Below are 19,695 nucleotides of genomic sequence, written 5' to 3' on the forward strand. Positions count from 1 at the left end.
CAGAAGATGACTTTAACGAGTGACCCTGGTTAGACAAAGGGCTAACATGGGCCCGTGTTCCACCGCCAAACTGTTGTTTTTCATGTCCAACAAGTCCATCAAGACCCCTTGCGTCGGCCTGTGCTCCACGGTGTACGGAGACACGGTGTGCCGTGGCTGCAAGCGTTTCCACCACGAAGTGATCAACTGGAACGGCTACGACGACGCGCAAAAACGCGCGGTGTGGCTGCGCCTTGAGCAGTTGCTGGTGCAGGTGATGATGGCCAAGCTGGAGGTGTTCGACAAAAGCCTGCTGCGTCAGCAACTGGAGCAGCGCTCCATCCGTTTTGTCGAGCAGCAGTCGGAATATTGCTGGGCTTACCAGCTGATTGCCCGCGGGGCGCGAATGATCCGTGACCTGGAGGCCTACGGCATGGTGCTGCTGCCGGAGTTTCGCGACTGGGAACTGCCGCAATTGCGCGATGCCATCGATCGCGAGTTCTTCCTGCTTTCAGAAGCGCATTACCAGCGCTACATCGCCCCCAGCTTCCTGCGCGATGCCATGGGCAGCACGCAGGGCCAGTAGCGCGGGCGGATCAGTCGCCGGTGTATTCGCAACCGCTGGTGCAGGTTTCGTGGATGCGCACTTTCGACAGTTCCGGCATCAGCGGCTTGACCTGGTCCCAGATCCACTTGGCGATCACTTCGCTGGTGGGGTTTTCAAGGCCCGGGATGTCGTTCAGGTAGTTGTGGTCCAGTTGCTCGTAGATCGGCTTGAAGATCGCCTTGACCTCGGCGAAGTCGCGGATCCAGCCAGTGTGCGGGTCGAGCGGGCCGGTCAGGTGCAGGCCGACCTTGAACGAGTGGCCATGCAGGCGGCCGCATTTGTGCCCTTCAGGGACGTGGGGCAGGCGGTGGGCCGATTCGAATGTGAACTCTTTGAAAATTTCCACGCTGTCATAACTCTGTGTGAATCAATGAATGCGCGCATTCTACCAGCATGGCCGTTACAAGGCTTGCAGGCGTTCATGCAGCCGCCCGGTGGCGACCAGCTCCAGCAACTCGTCGCCCAGGCGCTGGCTTTCAGCGATAGCCTTGTACCAATAGCGCTTGCGGCCTGGCGCATCACCCATGAAGCGCTTGAAGTCGTTGCGGTCCGGCAGCTTGCCATAGGGCAGGGCGGCCAGGTACTGCGGCGAAGGGGTCATCAGCAGCACGTTCTGCAGGCGGGTGGCATCGCCTTTGCGCCAGGGCAAGGCTTTGTCGAACCAGCCCGGTACCACCTTGTCGGTGAAGTGCGGGTACAGCACCAGGTCGTCGCCGCGGTAGGGCAGGTCGAGGTGGTAGTCGAGCAGGCCGCCGTCGCGGTAGGTGCCAGCGCCCACGCCGGGGATGTCTTTCACACCCTGCATGACCATGGGGATCGAACCCGAGGCCAGCAGGGCGTGGCGCAGGTTGGCCAGGTCCAGCGGCAGGTAGCGTGAGGGGAAGTCGGTCAGTGCGTCGAGCGGCGGCGTGGCGCGCACGTCGTGCAGGATGATGCGCTCGAAGTGGCGCGCCAGGCGCGAACGGCCGAGCAGGTTGCTGGCCACCACCGAGCCCAGGCCCAGGCCCAGGCGGCCGCGATGGTCGTGGGCTAGCTGGCCATGGCTTTTCACTACCAGGATATTCAGGTGATAGTGCGGGTTGGCCAGCAGCTGGCCGTCGCGGCCCTGCAGCAGGTCGTCGAGCATGCGTTGGCAACTGTGGCTGATTTCGGCCGGGGTGGCGCCCTTGGCGAAATCCAGTTCGGTGTACAACTCGCCCAGGCGACGCAGACCCGCGATGGGGTCTTCGAGGCAGGCGCTGGCGAAGCGCCAGGCACCGATCGAAGCGCCAATCAGGGCGCGCGGGCGCGGTGCCGAAGGCAGCCACTCGCCGAACAGTGCCAGGTCCAGGCCCTGGATACCCAGCGGCTTCGGGCCACCGGCCGCACCTGGCAGCACCCCGACATCGGCCGCCTGCAGGCCGCGCTCGCGGATGAGCCGCAGGGCACGGTCACCGGCCTTGAAGGTGAGGGCAGGGTACTTGATGTGGATGGCGCTCATGGCGGATCTCTTGGGCTTGTAGGAGCAGCCTTGTGCTGCAAAGGGCCCGTACAGACTACACAACTGTTGTGCCTGCACGGGCCCTTTCGCAGCACAGGGCTGCTCCTGCAGGAGACCAAACCTGCCTGGAGTTGTAACTGCGCTATCATGGCGCCAGCTGTTTTCAGGTTGAATTAAGGACCGGTGGTTAGTCTTAACCCCGTAGACAACTTACACAGTTCTCAGGAGAGAAGAACGATGAAAACCTTGACTGCCCTGTTCACCGCCGCTGCCCTCGCCCTGGGCGCGAATGCCGCTTTCGCCAAGGATGTACAGCCTGACGAAGTGGTCAAGCTGGTCAACGCCAAGACCATCAAGTCGCTGGATGATCTCAAAGCCACCGCCGTGGCCAAGCACCCCGGCGCCACCGTCACCGACTCGGAGCTTGAGGACGAGTACGGCCGCTACATCTACAAGGTCGAGTTGCGCGACACCCAGAACGTCGAGTGGGACGTGGCGCTGGACGCCAAGACCGGTGAAGTGCTGAAGGACGAGCGGGACAACTGATGATTCACTTACCGCGGCCGGCGCGCTACCTCGCGCTGGCGCTGCTGGCCGTGTGCTCCCTGGCCGCAGCCCGCGACCTTGACCAGGACGAAGCCCTGAAGCTGCGGCAGAAGGGCGTCATCCTGCCGCTCGAGCAATTGCTGGAAACCGCCCTGGGGCGTCACCCCGGGGCGCGCCTGCTGGAAGCCGAGCTGGAAGAAGACGACGATCGCTACGAATATGAGGTCGAACTGCTGACGGTTGAAGGTGTGGTACGCGAGATCAAGCTCGATGCCAGCACCGGTGCCCTGCTCAAAGACGAGGAAGACGACTGAATGCGCCTGTTGCTTGTCGAGGACAATGTACCGCTGGCCGATGAGCTGACCGCCGGCCTGCAGCGCCAGGGCTATGCCGTGGACTGGCTGGCCGACGGCCGCGACGCGGTTTACCAGGGCCAGAGCGAACCCTACGACCTGATCATTCTCGACCTTGGCCTGCCGGGCTTGCCGGGCCTGGATGTGCTGGCCCAGTGGCGTGCTGCCGGCCTGGTCACGCCGGTGCTGATCCTCACCGCCCGCGGCTCGTGGGCCGAGCGCATCGAGGGGCTGAAGGCCGGGGCTGATGACTACCTGAGCAAACCGTTCCACCCGGAAGAGCTGCAATTGCGTATCCAGGCATTGCTCCGCCGCGCCCGGGGCCTGGCCAACCAGCCGAAACTGGAGGCAGCGGGGCTGCACCTGGATGAAAGCCGTCAGTGTGTGAGCCGTGACGGCATGGATGTGCAACTGACCGCTGCCGAGTTTCGGCTGCTGCGTTACTTCATGCTGCACCCGCAGCAGATCCTGTCCAAAAGCCACCTGGCCGAACACCTTTACGACGGCGAAACCGAGCGGGACTCCAACGTGCTGGAAGTGCACGTCAATCACTTGCGGCGCAAGCTGGGCCGCAGCGTGATCGAGACCCGTCGCGGGCAAGGCTACATCTATGCCGGGAGCGCCGGGTGAAGTCGATCCAGGCGCGCCTGAGCCTGGGCCTGGTGGCGGTGCTGGTGGTGGTCGGCGTGGTGCTGGCGCAACTGACCTTGTGGCTGTTCGAAGCTGGCCTGCAACGCTACCTGGAAAACGGCCTGCGCAAGGAAAGCGAGAACCTGCTGGTGGCGTTGGTACGTGGGCCGTCCGGCCTGCAGCTGGATGAGCGGCGTATTTCGGCGGCCTACCAACGGCCTTTTTCCGGTTACTACTTCCGCATCGATTTTGACAAAGGCACCTGGAGGTCTCGTTCGCTGTGGGACCTTGACATGCCCAAACCATCGGCGCCCGGGCTTTCCGATAGCCATGAACTCGGCCCGGAAGGGCAGCAACTGCTGGCCCTGCGCGCCGACTACCGGCGCCTGGGCCAGGACATTTCGATCAGCGTGGCACAGGACTATTCGCCGGTGCGCGAAGGTTTCCGGCGCATGCAGCAGATCGGCCTGGGCATGGGCCTTGTTGCGCTGATTCTGGTTCTCGTGCTGCAGCGCATCACGGTTACCCGCTCGTTACGCCCGCTTGAGCGGGCACGCCAGCAGATCGCCCAGCTGCAGCAGGGCCAGCGCTCGCAGCTGGATGAGCAGGTGCCCAGCGAGTTGGCGCCGCTGGTGGGGCAGATCAACCACTTGCTCAGCCATACCGAAGACAGCTTGCGGCGGTCGCGCAATGCCTTGGGCAACCTTGGGCATGCACTCAAGACCCCGCTGGCGGTGCTATTGAACCTGGCTTCCAGCGCGCGCCTGAAGGATCTGCCGGAGGTAAGCGCGCAGATGCGTGAGCAGTTGGAGCAAATTCAGCAACGGCTGGCGCGGGAGCTGAACCGTGCGCGCCTGGCAGGGGATGCGCTGCCTGGCGCGCAGTTCGATTGCGACGCCGAGCTACCGGGGTTGCTGAGCACGTTGGGCATGATTCACGGAGAGGGCTTGCTACTGGCCAGGGACGTGCCGCCCGGGTTGCTGCTGCCGTGGGACCGCGAGGACTTCCTGGAGCTGCTGGGTAATCTGCTGGACAACGCCTGCAAGTGGGCGGACAGCGAGGTGCGGCTGAGCATTGCGCCGAATGCCGGGGGTTACCAGCTGTGGGTCGATGACGATGGCCCAGGCATCCCTGAGAACCAACGGCTGCAGGTGCTGGAGCGGGGCTCGCGGCTGGACGAGCAGGTGGACGGGCATGGGCTGGGGTTGGGTATCGTGCGTGATATCGTCGACGCCTGGGGCGGGCGTCTGGCCTTGGAGCAGAGCCCGCTGGGAGGATTGCGTGTGAGCATCGACCTGCCGCGCAAGGCTCGGTAATGCCGGGGCCGCTAGGCGGCCCATCGCGACACGAGGCCGCTCCCACAGGTGTGCCCAATCCGCCGAGGCCGTATCAGTACTGCAAAAAAATTGCAGTACAGCCGCAGTTTTTTGAATTGGCCCAAATGCCCCCCCGCCCGGCAAAATCCCCCCAAGAAACCCTGCGGTTTCCATCTCTCCATGGAAGGAGCCCCTTGTGGTATTGCACGCGCAATACGAGGCCCAGGCCAGCTCGGCTGGGCTTTCTTTTTAATCAGAAAAAACCAAAGACCCCGATTACCCAATGCCTGCCTCGCGTTCCGAAAACCGCCTGCAGCGCCTGTTGCCGGCGCCCCTGAATACCTCTCCAAAAGAATGGTTGCGTGCCGGTATCGGTGCGTTGCTCGGTCTGTTCCTCGCTGGCTGGCTGACCAGCATGGCCTATGGCCCCGGCATCGCCTTGCACCTGCTGGGCCCGCTGGCGGCCACGGCAGTGCTGGTGTTCGCCGTGCATTCCGGCCCGTTGGCCCAACCTTGGCCAGTGCTGGGCAGCTACGCGCTGGCCGGCGCGGTCGGCCTGGCCATGCGCCAGGGCTTCGGCCCGGAGCTGTGGGTGGCCGCAGCGGCCCTGGGCGTCTCGATCCTGGTGATGTGCCTGCTGCGCTGCCTGCACCCGCCGGGTGGCGGGGTGGCAGTGAGCGCAGTGCTGGCTGATTCGGGGCTGACCGTCATGGGTGATCACCTGCTTGAGCCCATTCTGCTCAACGCGCTGATCCTGGTGAGCGTGGCGGTGCTCTACAATCGCCTGACCGGTGTGCGCTACCCGAAAGGCGTAGTGCCGCGCAACGATGTGCACCATACCCACGACCCCCTGCCCAGTGAGCGGGTCGGCATCCGTGGCGAGGACCTGGATCAGGCCCTAGAAGAGCTGGGTGAGTTCGTCGACGTCACCCGTGACGAGCTGGAACGCATCATCCTCGCCACCGAGCAGCACGCCCTGCAGCGCAGCCTTGGCGGTATTACCGCGGGTTCGGTGATGTCGCGCGATGTGCAGTTCGCCACGCCCGAAACCACCCTTGAGCAGGCCTGGAAAATGCTGGCCAGCCACCACCTGAAAACCCTGCCGGTATTGCAGCAGGGCAAGCTGGTGGGCATCGTCAGCCTCAGCGACCTGGTTGGCCCGGCCATGCAGCGTGGCCGCTTCAGCTGGCGCGGGCTGTTCGGCCGCAAAGCGGTACGCATGGAGCAGGTGATGAGCCGCCGGGTGGTCAGTGTCAGTAGCCAGCATCCGCTGGAGCGCCTGTTGCCGTTGTTGTGCGAGCAGGGCCTGCATTGCCTGCCGGTGCTCGATACCGGCAAGCTGGTGGGGGTAATCACCCAGACCGACCTGATCGCTGGCCTCAAGCGCCAGCTGCTCAGCAACGCCGAGGCTTCAGATAACCGGGTCCCAGCGTTGTGACCAGTCGCTGGCGCCGGCGGCTACCAGCTGGCGCAGGATGACGAAGGCCTGTTGCAGGGCTTCGCTGTCGCGTTTGCGTGGGTACACCAGGAAGGTCGGGTAGGTGAATTCCGGCGCCTGCGGTACCCGCTCGAACACGCCGCTGTCCAGGTACGCCTGCACCACGCGCGTGCGGAAGTAACCGCTGCCGCCCTGATCGAGAATGAACTGCAAGGCCAGGGGGCCCAGGTTGAAACTGAGCGCCGGGCGGGCGCAGTCGGGCAGGGCGGCATCGTGCTGGCGGCGGAAGGCCTCGCCCCAGTCGATGTAGATGTAAGGCTCTGGCTGGTCCACCCGGCGCACGCGGATCAGCTTTTCTTCCATCAACTGTTCCACCTGCAGGCCTGGACCGTAGGTCGGCTGATACACCAGCGCAGCGTCCAGCAAACCCATCTCGACCTTGCGCAGCAGCGACTCGCCGTCGCTTACCTCGCTGCGGATGGCATGGCTGGGCAGCTCACGGTGCAGGGCACTGATCCAGTCAAGCATCATCGGGTTGCCCAGGCTCACTTCTCCCCCCACATGCAGCACTTGCTGGCAGCCCTCGGGCAGCGGCAGGTCGCGCCGCGCCGCTTCCCAGGTTTGTACCAGCTGGTTGGCGTAACTGACGAATGCTTCACCGTCGCTGGTCAGGCTGGCGCCGTTGCGGCTGCGCACAAATAGCTGGCAGCCCAGTTGCTGCTCCAGGCGCTGCACCCGGGCGGTAATTGCCGTCTGTGACACGAACAGGCGTTCGGCGGCGGCGACCAGGCTGCCGCAACGCACGATTTCCAGGAAGGTTCGGGCCTGATCGATATCCATGGGCTGCTCGGTGGCTGAAGGGTGGCCTATTCTAGAGGCTTTGCACCGTTATGGGGCGCTTTTGCGTTGTCTGCAAATTTGCAGGTCGGTTGTGACTTTAGTCCCATGGCGGCGCGGGTGTAGCGGTCCATACTCAGGTTTCGCCCTTCAATAACAACAAGTACCGGGTTCCCTTCGATATGAGCTACCAGCACAGCTACGCCCATTCCATTTCCGACCCTGCCGCTTTCTGGGCGGAACAGGCCGCGCACCTGGCCTGGCACCGCAAGCCTGCCCTGACCCTGCAAGACAATGCCGACGGTACCCACCGCTGGTTCGCCGATGGCCGTCTGAACAGTTGCTACCTGGCCCTCGACCACCAGATCGAGCTGGGCCGTGGCGAGCAGGTGGCGCTGATCTACGATTCGCCGGTCGCCGGCGTGCAGCAGGCCTACACCTACAACCACTTGCGCGACGAAGTGGCGCGCCTGGCCGGTTTGCTGCGCCAGCTGGGGGTGGAAAAGGGCGATGGGGTGATCATCTACATGCCCATGGTGCCGCAAGCGGCCATGGCCATGCTGGCCTGCGCGCGGATTGGCGCGGTGCATTCGGTGGTGTTCGGCGGCTTTGCCGCCAACGAGCTGGCCCTGCGCATCGATGACGCCCGGCCCACGCTGCTGCTGACGGCATCCTGCGGGCTGGAATTCGACAAGGTGATTGCCTACAAGCCGCTGGTCGACCGCGCCCTGCAACTGGCCCGCCACCAGCCGCGCAATGTGCTGGTGCTGCAACGGCCGCAGGCGCAGGCGCAGCTGCAGCCAGGCCGCGACCTGGACTGGCAGGTAGCCTTGGTCGGCGCCCAGCCGGTGGCACCGGTCGAGCTGGATGCGGGCGACCCGCTGTACATCATGTACACCTCTGGCACCACCGGCAAACCCAAGGGCATCGTCCGCGAAAATGGCGGCAATGCCGTGGCGCTGTGCTATGCCATGCGCCATATCTACGGCATGCAGGCCGGGGACGTGTGGTGGGGCATTTCCGATGTGGGGTGGGTGGTCGGCCATTCGCTGATCGTCTATGGGCCGCTGATGAGCGGCTGCACCACAGTGTTCTACGAAGGCAAACCGATCCGCACGCCGGACGCCTCGGCCTACTGGCGGGTGGTGGAACAATACAAGGTCAACGCGCTGTTCTGTGCGCCCACCGCCATGCGTGCCATCCGCAAGGAAGACCCGGAGGGCGAGCTGATCCGCAAGCACGACCTCAGCTCGCTGCGCCAACTGTTCCTGGCGGGTGAGAAGCTCGATTCCAGCACCCATGAATGGCTGGAGCGGGTCAGTGGCAAGCCGGTGCACGACCACTGGTGGCAGACTGAAACCGGCTGGCCGGTCACCGCGCCCTGCGTGGGGCTGGACGGCAGTGCGGCGAAACCGGGTTCAAGCAACCGGGCGGTTCCGGGCTATCACGTACGTGTGGTGGATGACGAGGGCCATTTGCTGGGCCCCAACCACCAGGGCTCGATCGTCATTGCCTTGCCATTGCCGCCTGGGTGCAGCCAGACCCTGTGGGGCGATCACGAGCGTTATTTGCAGGCTTACCTGCGCACTTACCCCGGGTATTACCATACGGGTGACGGCGGCTTTCTGGATGATGACGGTTTCGTCTACATCATGGGGCGCACGGATGACGTGATCAATGTCTCTGGCCACCGGCTGTCCACGGGCGAAATGGAGGACCTGGTGGCCTGCCACCCGGCGGTGGCCGAGTGTGCGGTGATTGGCGTGCACGATGAAATCAAGGGGCAAGTGCCGTTGGCGCTCGTTGTGCTCAAGGACGGCGAGGGCATTGCCGAGGCGCAGTTGCTGGTAGACCTGGTGGGCAGCGTGCGCGAAGCGATTGGCCCGCTGGCCTGTTTCAACCGGGTTCGGCTGGTGAAGCGGCTGCCCAAGACCCGCTCGGGGAAAATCTTGCGCGCGGTGCTGCGCAAGATTGCCGACGGGCAGGACTATGTACCGCCTTCGACCCTGGATGACCCGGCGGTGCTGGGGGAAATCGAGGCGGTGCTGGCGGATTTGCCCAGGGCGGGTTGATGCTTTGACATTACTGGCCTCTTCGCGGGTAAACCCGCTCCCACAGGTATGTCACAGGTCTTGATAACTGTGTTGCACCTGTGGGAGCGGGTTTACCCGCGAAGAGGCCCGTTCAGGCGATGCAGTGCTACGGGGCGATCTGGTGCAGTTGCCCCAACCGGCTGCGGGTCCGCATCAGGTCGGCAAGCGGCCCGCCCAGGCTCTCTTCCAGCGGCCGTTTACCAACCACTGTCACCTGTCGGTCCTGGTCATACAGCACATCCACCAGGTTGACGAAGCGCTGCTGCGCCGCCAGCGAACACTGCGCCAGGTCATCCAGCCCATCGATGATCCATTCATCGTACTCCTGCGCCAGCACCAGGTAGTCGATCACCGCCGTGGCCTTTTCGCACAAGTCGTCAAAGCCAAGCACCACCCGCCGGCCATCGATGGCCAGTGCGCGCAGCGGGCGTTTGTTCACTTCAAGCATTACCGGCTGCTCGTCCGGCACGCCAAGTACCTGGCGCTGCGCTGCCGTCCCCGGCCATACATAGTGGCCTTGGGTAAACCGCTGGTGCTCGCGGTTGGCCGGCAAGCTGCGAAAATCGGTGTCGCCACCCACTTCCAGAACCTGCATGCGCCCGTTGATCAGGCGGATCACCGGCAGGAAACGCTCGTGGTACAGCGGGTTGGGCAGCAGCCCTTCGGGCGCGTAGTTGGAGGTCACCAGCAGGAACACGCCGCGGGCGAACAGGGCGTTGAACAGGCGAGTAAGCAGCATGGCATCGCCGATGTCATGCACGTGGAATTCGTCGAAGCACAACACCTGGCAGCCACCCACCAGTTCGTCGAGGGTTGCGCCCAGCGCATCGTCCAGCGCCCGGTGGCGGTGCATGCCCTGGTGCAGGCGGGCAAAAAAATCATGAAAGTGCAGGCGGCGCTTTGCTTCAACCGGCACCGCCTGGAAGAACCCGTCCAGCAGCCAGCTCTTGCCGCGCCCCACCGAACCGTACAGGTACAGGCTGCGTGGCTGCCCTTGTTCGAGCAGTGCCAGTTGTTCGGCCATGCAGTGGATCACCCGTCGCTGGCCGTCACTCAGCTGGTAACCGCGGTTTCGGGCTTTGTCCTCGAACCAGTCGAGCAGTTCGCTCTGGTTGGCGGTGGCGCCGCGCAGGCGCTGGCCAAGCTGGCGCAGTGGGGCAGGGATCCAGGCAGACAAAAGCAAAGCTCCTTGGCGATGACGGGGCAGCGCGCAGCTTGCCCGAGGGCAGCCATTTTGACTAATACAGAAAGTGATCGGCAATGATCACCTGATGCGATAGGTCTGGCTGCACACCTGCATTGCCTAGGCTTTACGTTCCAGTTGGCGCTCGATCATGTATTTCACCGCCAGGCGGCGCTCCTTGAGGTGGCGCAGGTCTTCGTCAACGAAGTTGCCCGCCGAGATCGATTCGGCGGCTAGCACCTGGTTGTCGATGTCCATGTACTCGTCCAGCAGCCGATCCAGCGCTTTGTCCTGCTGGCGGCGCTGCTGGACGATTTCGCGAGGGTAGTGCAGGTCCTGGTACAGGTCGTGAGAGACAGGCATGGGGTCCTCCTTGGTCAATGCAATTGGCTCAATAGATTGGAAGGGAGGAATGCGATTGTGTTGAAGCGAAGCGGGGGGAAAGCGACGGATGGTCACTGCACAAACCGCCGAAATGACTAACCCGCTGTTTTTTGACAATTTTTTTTCATCAGGGGGTTCACAGATGAAAACTTTGTTGTTAAAGTGCCGCGCATTCCAAGACAACAACCCAGTTGTCACCCAGTTGGAATTGTCAGAGCAGCGAATGCTGCATCCGATACAGGGGCGTCGCCAAGCGGTAAGGCAGCAGGTTTTGATCCTGCCATGCGTTGGTTCGAATCCAGCCGCCCCTGCCATTTTCCAGTTTCAAACGTATATCGCCCGGTGCTTAGAAAGATAAGCGCTGGGTTTTGTCGTTTCCGTATTTTTAATTCCGTCACACGATTCTTGCAGGAGCGGCCTTGCCGGGCCGCTCCTGCCAAGGTTTGTGCTTTCCCGAATTACCCGGCAATGCCCAGCATCTCGTTCAGCACCCTGGCGAGTTCATCCGCTTGCGCCGGTTTCTGAACCACCACGCTGCCCGGCAACTCCAGCCCCTGCAACTCCGCATAGCCAGTCAGGAACACCACCGGCAGGCGCGGGTACCGTTCGCGTGCCGCCAGCGCCAGTTGCGCGCCGTTGAACTCGGGCATGGCGAAATCGGTAAGCAGCAGGTCGATCTCGTCGTCCAGCAAGGCCAACGCCTGTTCGCCGCTGTGCGCCTGTCGCACCTGGTAGCCATATTGGCGCAACACATCGCCAAGCAAGTCCCGCACCAGATGGTCATCATCCACCAGCAACACCGTGCGGTTGCGGCCGCTGTCGCTGACCGGCTGGCCGAGCGGCGGGATCACCGGCTCGCTCACGATCTGGTCCTTTACGGCGGGCAAGTACACCGCCACCTGCGTGCCGCGGCCCGGGGAGGTATCGATGCGTACACCACCCCCGGACTGCTTGGCGAAGCCGAACACCTGGGCCAGGCCCAGGCCCGAGCCCTTGCCGATGTCCTTGGTGGTAAAGAACGGCTCGAACACCTTGGCCAGCACGTCTTCGCTCATGCCGCAGCCGGTATCGCGGATGCTCAGCATCACGTACTCGCCCGGGTCCGGGTCTTCCGGGCGTTGCGGGCGGTTGTCAATGCGGGTGTTGCGGGTGGTCAGGGTCAGCTGGCCGCCGTCAGGCATGGCATCGCGGGCATTGATCGCCAGGTTGAGGATGATCATCTCGGTCTGGGTGGGGTCGGTCAGTGCGTGCCACAGGGCCTGGTCCAGGTCCAGGCGCACCGAGACGTTGCCACCCAGTGTGCGGCGCAACAGCTCTTCCAGGCCGGCCAGGGTCTGGTTGAGGTTGAGCGCTACCGGCTCCAGGCGCTGGCGGCGGGAAAATGCCAGCAGCTGCGAGGTCAGCTTGGCGCCACGCTCGCCCGCCTCACGGATGTGGGTGAGGCGCGTACGGGCCTTGTCCAGGTTGGCCTTGGCCAGGTCGCGCTCAAGAAAGCTGGCGCCGGTAAGGATCACCGTCAACAGGTTGTTGAAGTCGTGGGCCACGCCAGCGGTCAGCTGACCGACGGCTTCGAGCCGCTGCATCTGCTGCAGCGCCGCCTCGATGCGCTCGCGTTCGTTGATCTGTTCGCGCAGGCGGGCGTTGGCTTCTGCCAGGCCCAGGGCGGCTTCGCGCTCGCTGGTGATGTCGCGTGCCACCACATACAGCAGCGTGTCTTCCGGCACCACCACCCACGATAGCCAGCGCTGCTGGCCGCCGGCATGCAGGATGCGGCCGACGAAACGTACGCTGGTACGGCCATGGGCGAGGGCAGCCAGTTCGGTCAGCAGTAGTTCCTGGTCGGCTTCGGGCAGCAGATGCAGCAACGACGACTGGCTCAGGCGCTCGCGGGAGAAGCCCAGGCTGGCTTCCCAGGCGGGGTTGAGTGCAACTGGGGTCAGGTCCTTGTTCAGCACCGCCAGCAGGTCCTGCGACAGCTCCCAGGCACGGTCGCGTTCGCGGGTGCGGCGTTCGACCCTCTCCCCCAGCATCTCGTTGAGCTGACGCAGCGCCTGTGTGGCCAGGCGCTGGGTGTGGATGTCCTGCAGCACGCCGGAAAAGCGCACGCACTGGCCATCGACGAACTGGCTCTGGCCGCTGCTGAGCAACCAGCGCGGCTCCAGGCCGTTGGGTTGCGCGATGCGAAATTCGACGCGGTAGCGGCCGCCGCTTTCCGGGCGCATGGCGTATTCCACCGCCTCACGCACCATTGGCAGGTCATCGGGGTAGATGCCACCGAGGAATACCTCAAGGCTCATTTCGGTGCTGGTAGGCAGGCCGAACAAGGTCTTGCAGCGGTCGTCCCACAGCAGCAGGCCTTCCTGCGGGCGCAGGTCCCAGGTGCCCATGCCGGCGGCGTCGATGGCGATACGTGCCCGCGCCTCGACGTCGATCAGAGCCTCTTCGGCGCGGCGCCGGCGCTGGCGTTCCTGCACTTCGGTCAGCGCCCGGCGTACCGCCTTGGGCAGCAGTGGCAGGTTCTTCTTCAGCACATAGTCGGTGGCGCCCAGGCGGATCATTTCCACCGCGTGCTCTTCGCCGTAGATGCCGGAGAGGAAGATGAACGGAACGTCCGGTGCCAGGCGTTGGGCAATGGCCAGCACCTCGGTGCCAGACGACCCCGGCAGCACGCAGTCGCACAGGATCAGGTCGTAGCGGGCCTCGCGCAGGGCATGGTCGACACCCACATGGTCGAATACCAGCTGGGACTGCACATGCAGCCCGCTGCGCTCCAGACGCATCAGGGTAAGCTCGGCGTCCATCGAGCTGTCTTCGACCATCAGTAGTTTCAACGGCGTTTGCTGCATCGTTGCGGCGGCCTCAGTTGCTACCGCGACGATTCAGCCGCAGTGAGCCGGGTGGCGGTTCGTTAAGCACTGCCCAGAATACCCCGAGGTCAGAGATGGCGGCGACGAATTCCTTGAATTCCACCGGCTTGACCACGTAGGCGTTGACCCCGAGTTCATAGGCGCGCAACAGGTCGGGCTCCTCCCGCGAGGAGGTCAGCATCACCGTCGGGATGCTGCGCAGTTCGGCGGTGGCGCGTACTGCCCTGAGCACTTCAAGGCCGTCGACCTTGGGCAGCTTCAGGTCCAGCAGCAAGACGGCGGGGTTGCCGTCGTCGCGGTCGGCATAGGTGTTGCGGCGCAGCAAGTAGTCAAGTGCCTCGGCGCCGTCGCGCAGCACGATGACCTCGTTGGCCAACTGGCTGCGCTCCAGGGCCAGCAGGGTAAGTTCCAGGTCCCGGGGGTTGTCTTCGACCAGCAGGATGGGTTTGAGCATGATGGTAGCGGTGCCTCATGTAGCAGTGTTTCGGGGGAGGGTGAAGTGGAAGCTGGCGCCCTGGTCGATCTGGCCTTCGGCCCAGACCCGGCCGTCATGGCGCTCGATGATGCGGCGCACGCTTGCCAGGCCAATCCCTGTGCCCTCGAAATCTTCCATGCGGTGCAGGCGCTGGAATACGCCGAACAGCTTGTTGGCATAGGCCATGTCGAAGCCCACGCCATTGTCGCGGATGCAGATCTCGGTTTCGCCAGGATGCTCCACGGCACTGATGCCGATGTGGGCAGGCGTACGGCCGCGTGTGTACTTGATGGCATTGGCGATCAGGTTGTGCAAGGCCATGTTGATGAACGCCGGGTCGCCGATCACCTTGGGCAGCGGAGCGATGTCCCAAACGATTGCGCGGCCTTCGTAATCGGGGGCCAGTTCGCTGCGAATGGCCTCGACCAGCGCGTTAAGGTCTACGTCGGACAGGCGCAAGGCAGAGCGGCCCATCTGCGAGAAGTTGAGCAGGTTGTCGACCAGGCTGCCGGCAAAGTGCGCGGCTTCACCAATGTGCTGCAAGAACCGCTTGCCGCGCTCGGTCAAGCCCTGGCCTTCCATTTCACCCAGCAGTTCGGTATAGCCGGCGATGTGCCGCAGAGGCGCACGCAGGTCGTGGGAAACACTGTAGGAAAACGCTTCGAGCTCCTTGTTCGAACGGCGCAAGTCACCCGCCAGCTGTGCCAGTTCTTCGGCTTTGCGCAGGACTATGCCAAGCACGGCGGTGCGCAGTTCCAGCACGCCGTCGATCACTAACGGGTCCCAAGGCTCGCTATAGCCGCGCAGCTCTTCCTGCCAGCGTTCGAAACTGTGCCGTGGGTCGAGGTTGCCCTGCGGCCCGACCTGCTTGGTCGGCTGGCCCGCCCAGTTCACCGTGCGCACCTGTTCGGGCCGGAACCACAGCAGGTAGTGCGAATGGATCTGCGAGATGGCCACCGCCAGCACACCACCGGCGTGGGTGGCCAGCTCGGGCAGGTCAGTGATGTCGCGGCGCACGTTGTCACTGTGGAACACCGTGTCTTCGCCGCGCTGGCCAAGCCAGTGCACCAGCGCGGTCACCTGGGCTTCAGGCGGGGTCTGGCCGATCAGGTCACAGCGTTCGGCCGAGATAACTGCGGCGCCTTGGGCGCCGGCAAAGGCCAGCAACACCTGGGGCAGGTCGCGCAGGCCGTCACTGACGCTGTCGTGGTCGGCCATTGACGAGATCATGCGCACGATGTGTTGGCGCAACGCCAGCAGCTTGCGCGTGCTGGCGTGGGACTCGCGGGACTCGATCTGCAGCGACAGCACACTGGCCAGCAACTCGCAGGCCGTGCGGGTACGCAGGTCCACCGCACGTGGCTGTTGGTGGTGGCAGGAAATCAGCCCCCACAGCTCACCGTCGACCACGATCGACAGCGACATCGAAGCGAGTGTGCCCATATTGCGCATGTACTGCAGGTGCACCGGCGACACACTGCGCAGTGCGGCAAAACTCATGTCCAGTGCCTTGCCGGTGCGCGGGTTGATGACCGGTAGCAGGGGCGAGGGCTGGTAGTTGGCATCCTCGATCACGCGGATGCGGTTGACCCGGTACAGTTCGCGCGCCTGGCGCGGGATGTCTGCAGCCGGGAAGCACAGGCCCAGGTAAGCGGGGTAGCCTGGGTCGGCGGACTCGGCCAGCACCTGGCCGTTGCCCTCGGCATCGAAACGGTACGCCTTGACCCGGCCAAAACCGGTGATGCGCTTGAGCTGCAGCACCGTTTGCTGCAGCAGGTCTTCGAGGCTGCTGGCCAGTTGCAGGCTGCCGACAAAGCTGCGCACGAGCGGGTAATAGTCACCTTGCCCGGTCAGTTCCGGCGACAGCCGAGGGGGTTCGAATTCGGCAATCAGTACTTCGTCGTGGCCGTGCACCAGCAAATGCAGCGGGGTGCTGTACGGCGCACTTTGGCGCAAGCGCACGTCACCGATGTGGAAGGGGAAGACCTCATCTTCGGGCAGCCTTGCGAGCTGCGCGTGCAGGTCAAAACCGTCGCTGACCAGGCTGGCGAAGGGGCAACCGATCAGTTCACGGGCTGGCAAGCCCAGCCAGTGCTCGACGTTTTCACTGGCCTGCAGCACGCACAGGTCGGTGGCGTCCAGCACCAGCAGGAAACCGTGGGGCTGGATGCTGCTCGGCACGTGGATCGGTTCCCGGGCACAGCGCTCCATGGCTTCTGCCAGCGTGGTGTCTGCAGTCATCAATGAAAACGCTCCTGTCATGTCCGTCCATGTATGGCATTGGCGCCCGGCGCTGGAGGAACGTGCTTTACCCTACCAGAAACCGGGCACATTTACCGGCCCTCGGCCATTGGAGACACGGAGGTGGCCTGGGGTTCTGCGCTGCTCCGGCTTTTTTTAACGGGGCGCTATCGCTTTATCGCTAATACCAAAAAACGGCTTGGGGCCACCACGGTTGCACTGCCTCGCTGCTACGCTTTGTTCAGGACGTTTCGACAAGGATAAAAAGGTGACGGAGCGCTTAATGGCCGCGTTGTTGGGCCTGTTGTTCAGCGGCAGTACCGTGGCAGCGGATTTTCTCGTGGAAGTGCGTGTGCTGGTGCAGCGCGGTTGCATGCTGGTCAACCAGACCCGCGACGCGGGAGCCCAGGCCCTCGGACGCATCGATCTGGGCACGGCGGCACGCCTGGACGGCCCCGGCGCACCGTTGAGCGGCGTTCTGCTAAGCCAGCGCCCACCGCGCCTTGAGTGCAACCCGGACACCCCTTATCAGGTGCGCGTCGATGGCGGCCAGCATGGTGGCGTCGGCGAGCTGCGCTACCTGGCCAGCGACGACCACACGGCTAGGCCCATCCCTTATCGCTTGTACCGCGACGCAGCCTGGCGTGAGCCTCTGGCGGTAGGGGTCGCCCAGTCGGCAAGGGTACCGAGCAGCGGCTCGGTCGAGCTGCCGTTGTACGCTCGCATCGACAAACTGGCCTGGGTGCCGAATGCAGGGGTTTACGCCGACCTGCTCAAAGTCACGGTCACCTGGTAGGGACGCCACCATGCACAAGGACGCCACGCCATGAACCGCACTTCGATCCTGCTGCTTACCCTGGGCCCGTTGCTGGTTCCTGGTGGTGCGGCGCATGGCAGCACCACCGGCTTCATCCAGGCGCGGTTGGTGATCAGCGCAGCCTGCCAGATCAGCAGCGACGACACGCAACCGGCTGTGCTGGGCAACCCGGGGCTGCTGGACTTTGGCGAGCGTGGCCCGAACTGGGACCAGCCGCTGCGCAGCCGGGTTGACGAAGCGGGCGGCGCGGGCTCCCTGCAGATCAGCTGCACGCCCGAAGTAAGGGCCTTCAATGTGCGGATCAATGGCGGCCTGAATGGCGACGACGGCGTGCGCCGGCTGAGCAACGGCCGGGAACTGATCCCTTATCAGCTGGCGGTCGACCCGGGCGGCAACAGCCGCTACGCCATCGGCCAGGCGCGTGCCTTCACCATCAACAGCACCCAGCAAGTACCGATCCCCATTTACGGTGTGGTGGTGGCGCAACCGCGCGCACTGCCGGCCGGGCTTTACCGCGACACCCTCAGAGTGACCCTGGACTGGTAACTACGCAAGGAGACCCCGATGCGAACGAACCTTTCATGCTGCATGCTCGCAGGCCTGGGCCTGGCCTTGGCTTCCCAGGCCCAGGCTGCCACGGTGACCGGCAGCATCAATTCGACCCTGACGCTGATCTCGGCGTGCCAGGTAAATGGGAGTTCTGGCACGTCGGGGCTCAACTTCGGTGCCTTGAACTTCGGTACCCAGGATGCCTTGTTCGTCACTGCCAATGCCCAGGTGCTGGGAGGCGGGGGCGGTGCCATGAGTATCTTGTGTTCGGCGGGTACGGTGCCTGCGATCAAAGTGCGCGCAGGCCTGCATGACGGCCAGTCGAGCGGTGGCACGCGTGCGCTCGCCGATGGTTCCGGCAACTTTGTGCCGTATGACCTGTACACCGACACCGGGCGCACGACGCTGCTGGCCATCGATGGCACCATCACCCTGCCGACCAGCACTGGCGTGGCCCAGACCGTCAACCTTTACGGCAAGGCCGTGGGCAAGGCGGGCCTGCCTGCAGGGGTCTACAGCGACACGATTTCGGTCGAACTGTCGTTCTGAGCCATGCGCGGCTGGCTGGCTGGTGGGCTGACCGGAATCGGCATGCTGTTGGCTGCCCCGTTGGGGGCGGTGACCACCAGTACCTTCACGGTAACGGCGCAGATTGTCGCCGGGTGCCTGGTGGTGGGCGGTGTCACCAGTTACGGCACGCTCGATTATGGCTCGCAGTCGGCACTGTCCAAAGCGTTGCTCAGCACCTCGCTGGGTGGCTCGACAGTGACCTTCCAGTGCACGCCGGGCGTGGCCATGAGCATGAGCGTGGACGGCGGGCAGAACAGTGCCAGTGGCACACGCAACCTGAAACGTACCAGCGGCACGCAAGTGCTGGCTTACCAGTTATACCGGGACGCGGCGTACAGCCAGGTCTTGGGGATCGGCCAGAGCGTGGCCGTGAGCTATTCCGACCCGACGGCGATCAAGCTGCCGGTGTACGGGCGAGTCCAGCTGACCGGCGTGCTGCCGGCAGGGACCTACACCGATGTGGTGCAAGTGACGGTGACCTGGTGAAGGCCAGCGCACCAAAGACAAGTGTCTAAGGAGAGCTGCATGCGGGCAGGCGCGAAGTGGGCGCGTGGATTGATCGGATTGTTGTGGCTGGCAAGCCTGCCGGCCGGGGCGGCCACCTCGGTGCTGATCTGGCCGATCGACCCGGTGCTGGAGGCCGACCAGAAGGCCGGTGCACTGTGGCTGGAAAACCGCGGCACTGAGCCGGCCAATTTGCAGGTACGGGTATTCGCCTGGCGCCAGGGTGATTACCAGGAACAGTTCCAGGCGCAGCGCGAGATCATCGGCAGCCCGCCGGTGGCCAACATTGCCCCCGGGCAGAAGCAGCTGATCCGCTTGACCCGTACCGGCCCTTCACCTGCCGGCCAGGAGCAGGCCTACCGCATCATCATCGACGAGATCCCGCCCGCCATCCCGGTCGACAAGGCCGAGCCCGGCGCTACTGCGGCCATCCGTTTGCAGATGCGTTATTCGGTGCCGCTGTTCGTCTATGGCGAGGGGCTGTTGGGCAAGGCCGACCCTGAAGGCAAACGCAATGCCGAAGGTGTGGGCATGCCGCAGCTCAGCTGGCGGCCGGTGACGGTGCAGGGCAAACCTTACGTGGAAATGCGCAACACAGGCCCCGTGCATGCGCGGCTGACCGATGTGGTGGTGCAGCAAGGCAGCCAGAGCAAGCCACTGGCTGAAGGCCTGCTGGGTTATGTGTTGCCGGGCGCCAGCATGCGCTGGCCTGCTCCCGTCGCCTCCACCAGCGGCAGCGTGCTGAAGGGCAGGGTCAACGGCCAGAGCGCGGCGGACGCCATCCGCCAGGGCCAATGAGTCAACGACTGTATGCAGTGCAGGGGCC

Annotated in this window: 20 protein-coding genes and 1 tRNA gene; 13 read left to right on the forward strand and 8 right to left on the reverse strand. The window is 64.2% G+C overall.

The window, feature by feature from the left end; genetic code table 11:
• Positions 1 to 82 precede the first annotated feature (82 nt).
• Positions 83 to 565, forward strand: a complete 483-nt coding sequence (locus WF331_RS06375; protein WP_151326450.1) for a DUF1289 domain-containing protein — start codon at positions 83 to 85, stop codon at positions 563 to 565.
• Between the two features lie 10 nt (positions 566 to 575).
• Here WF331_RS06375 and queD read toward each other — a convergent pair whose 3' ends face one another.
• Both queD and WF331_RS06385 read right to left on the reverse strand, forming a co-directional pair.
• The gene (gene queD, locus WF331_RS06380) at positions 576 to 932 is read right to left on the reverse strand and encodes a 6-carboxytetrahydropterin synthase QueD (RefSeq protein WP_012271598.1); all 357 of its coding nucleotides are present in this window, start codon (positions 930 to 932) and stop codon (positions 576 to 578) included.
• Between the two features lie 54 nt (positions 933 to 986).
• The gene (locus WF331_RS06385) at positions 987 to 2,066 is read right to left on the reverse strand and encodes a patatin-like phospholipase family protein (RefSeq protein ID WP_016500526.1); all 1,080 of its coding nucleotides are present in this window, start codon (positions 2,064 to 2,066) and stop codon (positions 987 to 989) included.
• A 237-nt stretch (positions 2,067 to 2,303) separates the two neighbouring features.
• Here WF331_RS06385 and WF331_RS06390 point away from each other — a divergent pair, with 237 nt between their 5' ends.
• The 5 genes from WF331_RS06390 (at position 2,304) to WF331_RS06410 (ending at position 6,349) form a co-directional block, all read left to right on the forward strand.
• Positions 2,304 to 2,612: a PepSY domain-containing protein gene (locus tag WF331_RS06390; protein ID WP_016500525.1), complete on the forward strand. Its 309-nt coding sequence runs from the start codon at positions 2,304 to 2,306 to the stop codon at positions 2,610 to 2,612.
• Positions 2,612 to 2,926, forward strand: a complete 315-nt coding sequence (locus WF331_RS06395) for a PepSY domain-containing protein (RefSeq protein ID WP_016500524.1) — start codon at positions 2,612 to 2,614, stop codon at positions 2,924 to 2,926. The genes WF331_RS06390 and WF331_RS06395 overlap by 1 nt, the downstream gene beginning before the upstream one ends.
• The gene (locus WF331_RS06400) at positions 2,927 to 3,595 is read left to right on the forward strand and encodes a response regulator transcription factor (protein ID WP_016500523.1); all 669 of its coding nucleotides are present in this window, start codon (positions 2,927 to 2,929) and stop codon (positions 3,593 to 3,595) included.
• Positions 3,592 to 4,911, forward strand: coding sequence for an ATP-binding protein (locus tag WF331_RS06405; RefSeq protein WP_016500522.1), 1,320 nt, complete (start codon positions 3,592 to 3,594; stop codon positions 4,909 to 4,911). The genes WF331_RS06400 and WF331_RS06405 overlap by 4 nt, the downstream gene beginning before the upstream one ends.
• Before the next feature lie 283 nt (positions 4,912 to 5,194).
• Positions 5,195 to 6,349, forward strand: coding sequence for an HPP family protein (locus WF331_RS06410; protein ID WP_340622738.1), 1,155 nt, complete (start codon positions 5,195 to 5,197; stop codon positions 6,347 to 6,349).
• Here WF331_RS06410 and WF331_RS06415 read toward each other — a convergent pair.
• The gene (locus WF331_RS06415) at positions 6,323 to 7,189 is read right to left on the reverse strand and encodes a LysR family transcriptional regulator (protein WP_016500520.1); all 867 of its coding nucleotides are present in this window, start codon (positions 7,187 to 7,189) and stop codon (positions 6,323 to 6,325) included. The two genes, WF331_RS06410 and WF331_RS06415, sit on opposite strands and share 27 nt — an antisense overlap.
• A gap of 179 nt (positions 7,190 to 7,368) precedes the next feature.
• On the opposite strand from WF331_RS06415, the gene WF331_RS06420 reads away from it, so the two are divergent.
• Complete coding sequence (locus WF331_RS06420) at positions 7,369 to 9,258, forward strand: propionyl-CoA synthetase (protein WP_340622739.1); 1,890 nt, start codon at positions 7,369 to 7,371, stop codon at positions 9,256 to 9,258.
• Between the two features lie 127 nt (positions 9,259 to 9,385).
• Here WF331_RS06420 and zapE read toward each other — a convergent pair whose 3' ends face one another.
• Positions 9,386 to 10,456, reverse strand: coding sequence for a cell division protein ZapE (gene zapE, locus WF331_RS06425; protein WP_340622740.1), 1,071 nt, complete (start codon positions 10,454 to 10,456; stop codon positions 9,386 to 9,388).
• A gap of 126 nt (positions 10,457 to 10,582) precedes the next feature.
• Complete coding sequence (locus WF331_RS06430) at positions 10,583 to 10,825, reverse strand: hypothetical protein (RefSeq protein ID WP_012271609.1); 243 nt, start codon at positions 10,823 to 10,825, stop codon at positions 10,583 to 10,585.
• A gap of 260 nt (positions 10,826 to 11,085) precedes the next feature.
• Here WF331_RS06430 and WF331_RS06435 point away from each other — a divergent pair.
• Positions 11,086 to 11,160 (forward strand) — tRNA-Gln (locus WF331_RS06435).
• A gap of 144 nt (positions 11,161 to 11,304) precedes the next feature.
• On the opposite strand, the gene WF331_RS06440 is transcribed toward WF331_RS06435, so the two are convergent.
• From WF331_RS06440 to WF331_RS06450, 3 genes are read right to left on the reverse strand one after another with little or no spacing between them, the layout of a single operon-like run.
• Entirely contained in the window at positions 11,305 to 13,692 is a 2,388-nt protein-coding gene (locus tag WF331_RS06440; protein WP_016500517.1) for a response regulator, read from the reverse strand.
• Positions 13,693 to 13,705: 13 nt separating this feature from the next.
• Positions 13,706 to 14,167 (reverse strand): response regulator, encoded by a 462-nt coding sequence (locus WF331_RS06445; RefSeq protein WP_016500516.1) that lies wholly within the window; start codon positions 14,165 to 14,167, stop codon positions 13,706 to 13,708.
• 15 nt (positions 14,168 to 14,182) lie between these two features.
• Complete coding sequence (locus WF331_RS06450) at positions 14,183 to 16,429, reverse strand: ATP-binding protein (RefSeq protein ID WP_284363517.1); 2,247 nt, start codon at positions 16,427 to 16,429, stop codon at positions 14,183 to 14,185.
• Positions 16,430 to 16,697: 268 nt separating this feature from the next.
• Between WF331_RS06450 and WF331_RS06455 the strand changes: the two genes are divergently transcribed.
• Genes WF331_RS06455 through WF331_RS06475 form a run of 5 tightly spaced genes read left to right on the forward strand, consistent with a single transcriptional unit; the run spans position 16,698 to position 19,667 of the window.
• Complete coding sequence (locus WF331_RS06455) at positions 16,698 to 17,225, forward strand: Csu type fimbrial protein (RefSeq protein ID WP_041167793.1); 528 nt, start codon at positions 16,698 to 16,700, stop codon at positions 17,223 to 17,225.
• A 30-nt stretch (positions 17,226 to 17,255) separates the two neighbouring features.
• On the forward strand, positions 17,256 to 17,792 hold the full coding sequence (locus tag WF331_RS06460; RefSeq protein ID WP_016500513.1) for a Csu type fimbrial protein: 537 nt from the start codon (positions 17,256 to 17,258) through the stop codon (positions 17,790 to 17,792).
• 18 nt (positions 17,793 to 17,810) lie between these two features.
• Positions 17,811 to 18,344, forward strand: a complete 534-nt coding sequence (locus WF331_RS06465; protein WP_016500512.1) for a Csu type fimbrial protein — start codon at positions 17,811 to 17,813, stop codon at positions 18,342 to 18,344.
• Between the two features lie 3 nt (positions 18,345 to 18,347).
• The gene (locus WF331_RS06470; protein WP_016500511.1) at positions 18,348 to 18,851 is read left to right on the forward strand and encodes a Csu type fimbrial protein; all 504 of its coding nucleotides are present in this window, start codon (positions 18,348 to 18,350) and stop codon (positions 18,849 to 18,851) included.
• Positions 18,852 to 18,890: 39 nt separating this feature from the next.
• Entirely contained in the window at positions 18,891 to 19,667 is a 777-nt protein-coding gene (locus WF331_RS06475; protein ID WP_016500510.1) for a fimbrial biogenesis chaperone, read from the forward strand.
• Positions 19,668 to 19,695 lie beyond the last annotated feature (28 nt).

The sequence above is a fragment of the Pseudomonas sp. YNh genome, from assembly GCF_037993085.1.
GTDB classification, from domain to species: domain Bacteria; phylum Pseudomonadota; class Gammaproteobacteria; order Pseudomonadales; family Pseudomonadaceae; genus Aquipseudomonas; species Aquipseudomonas putida.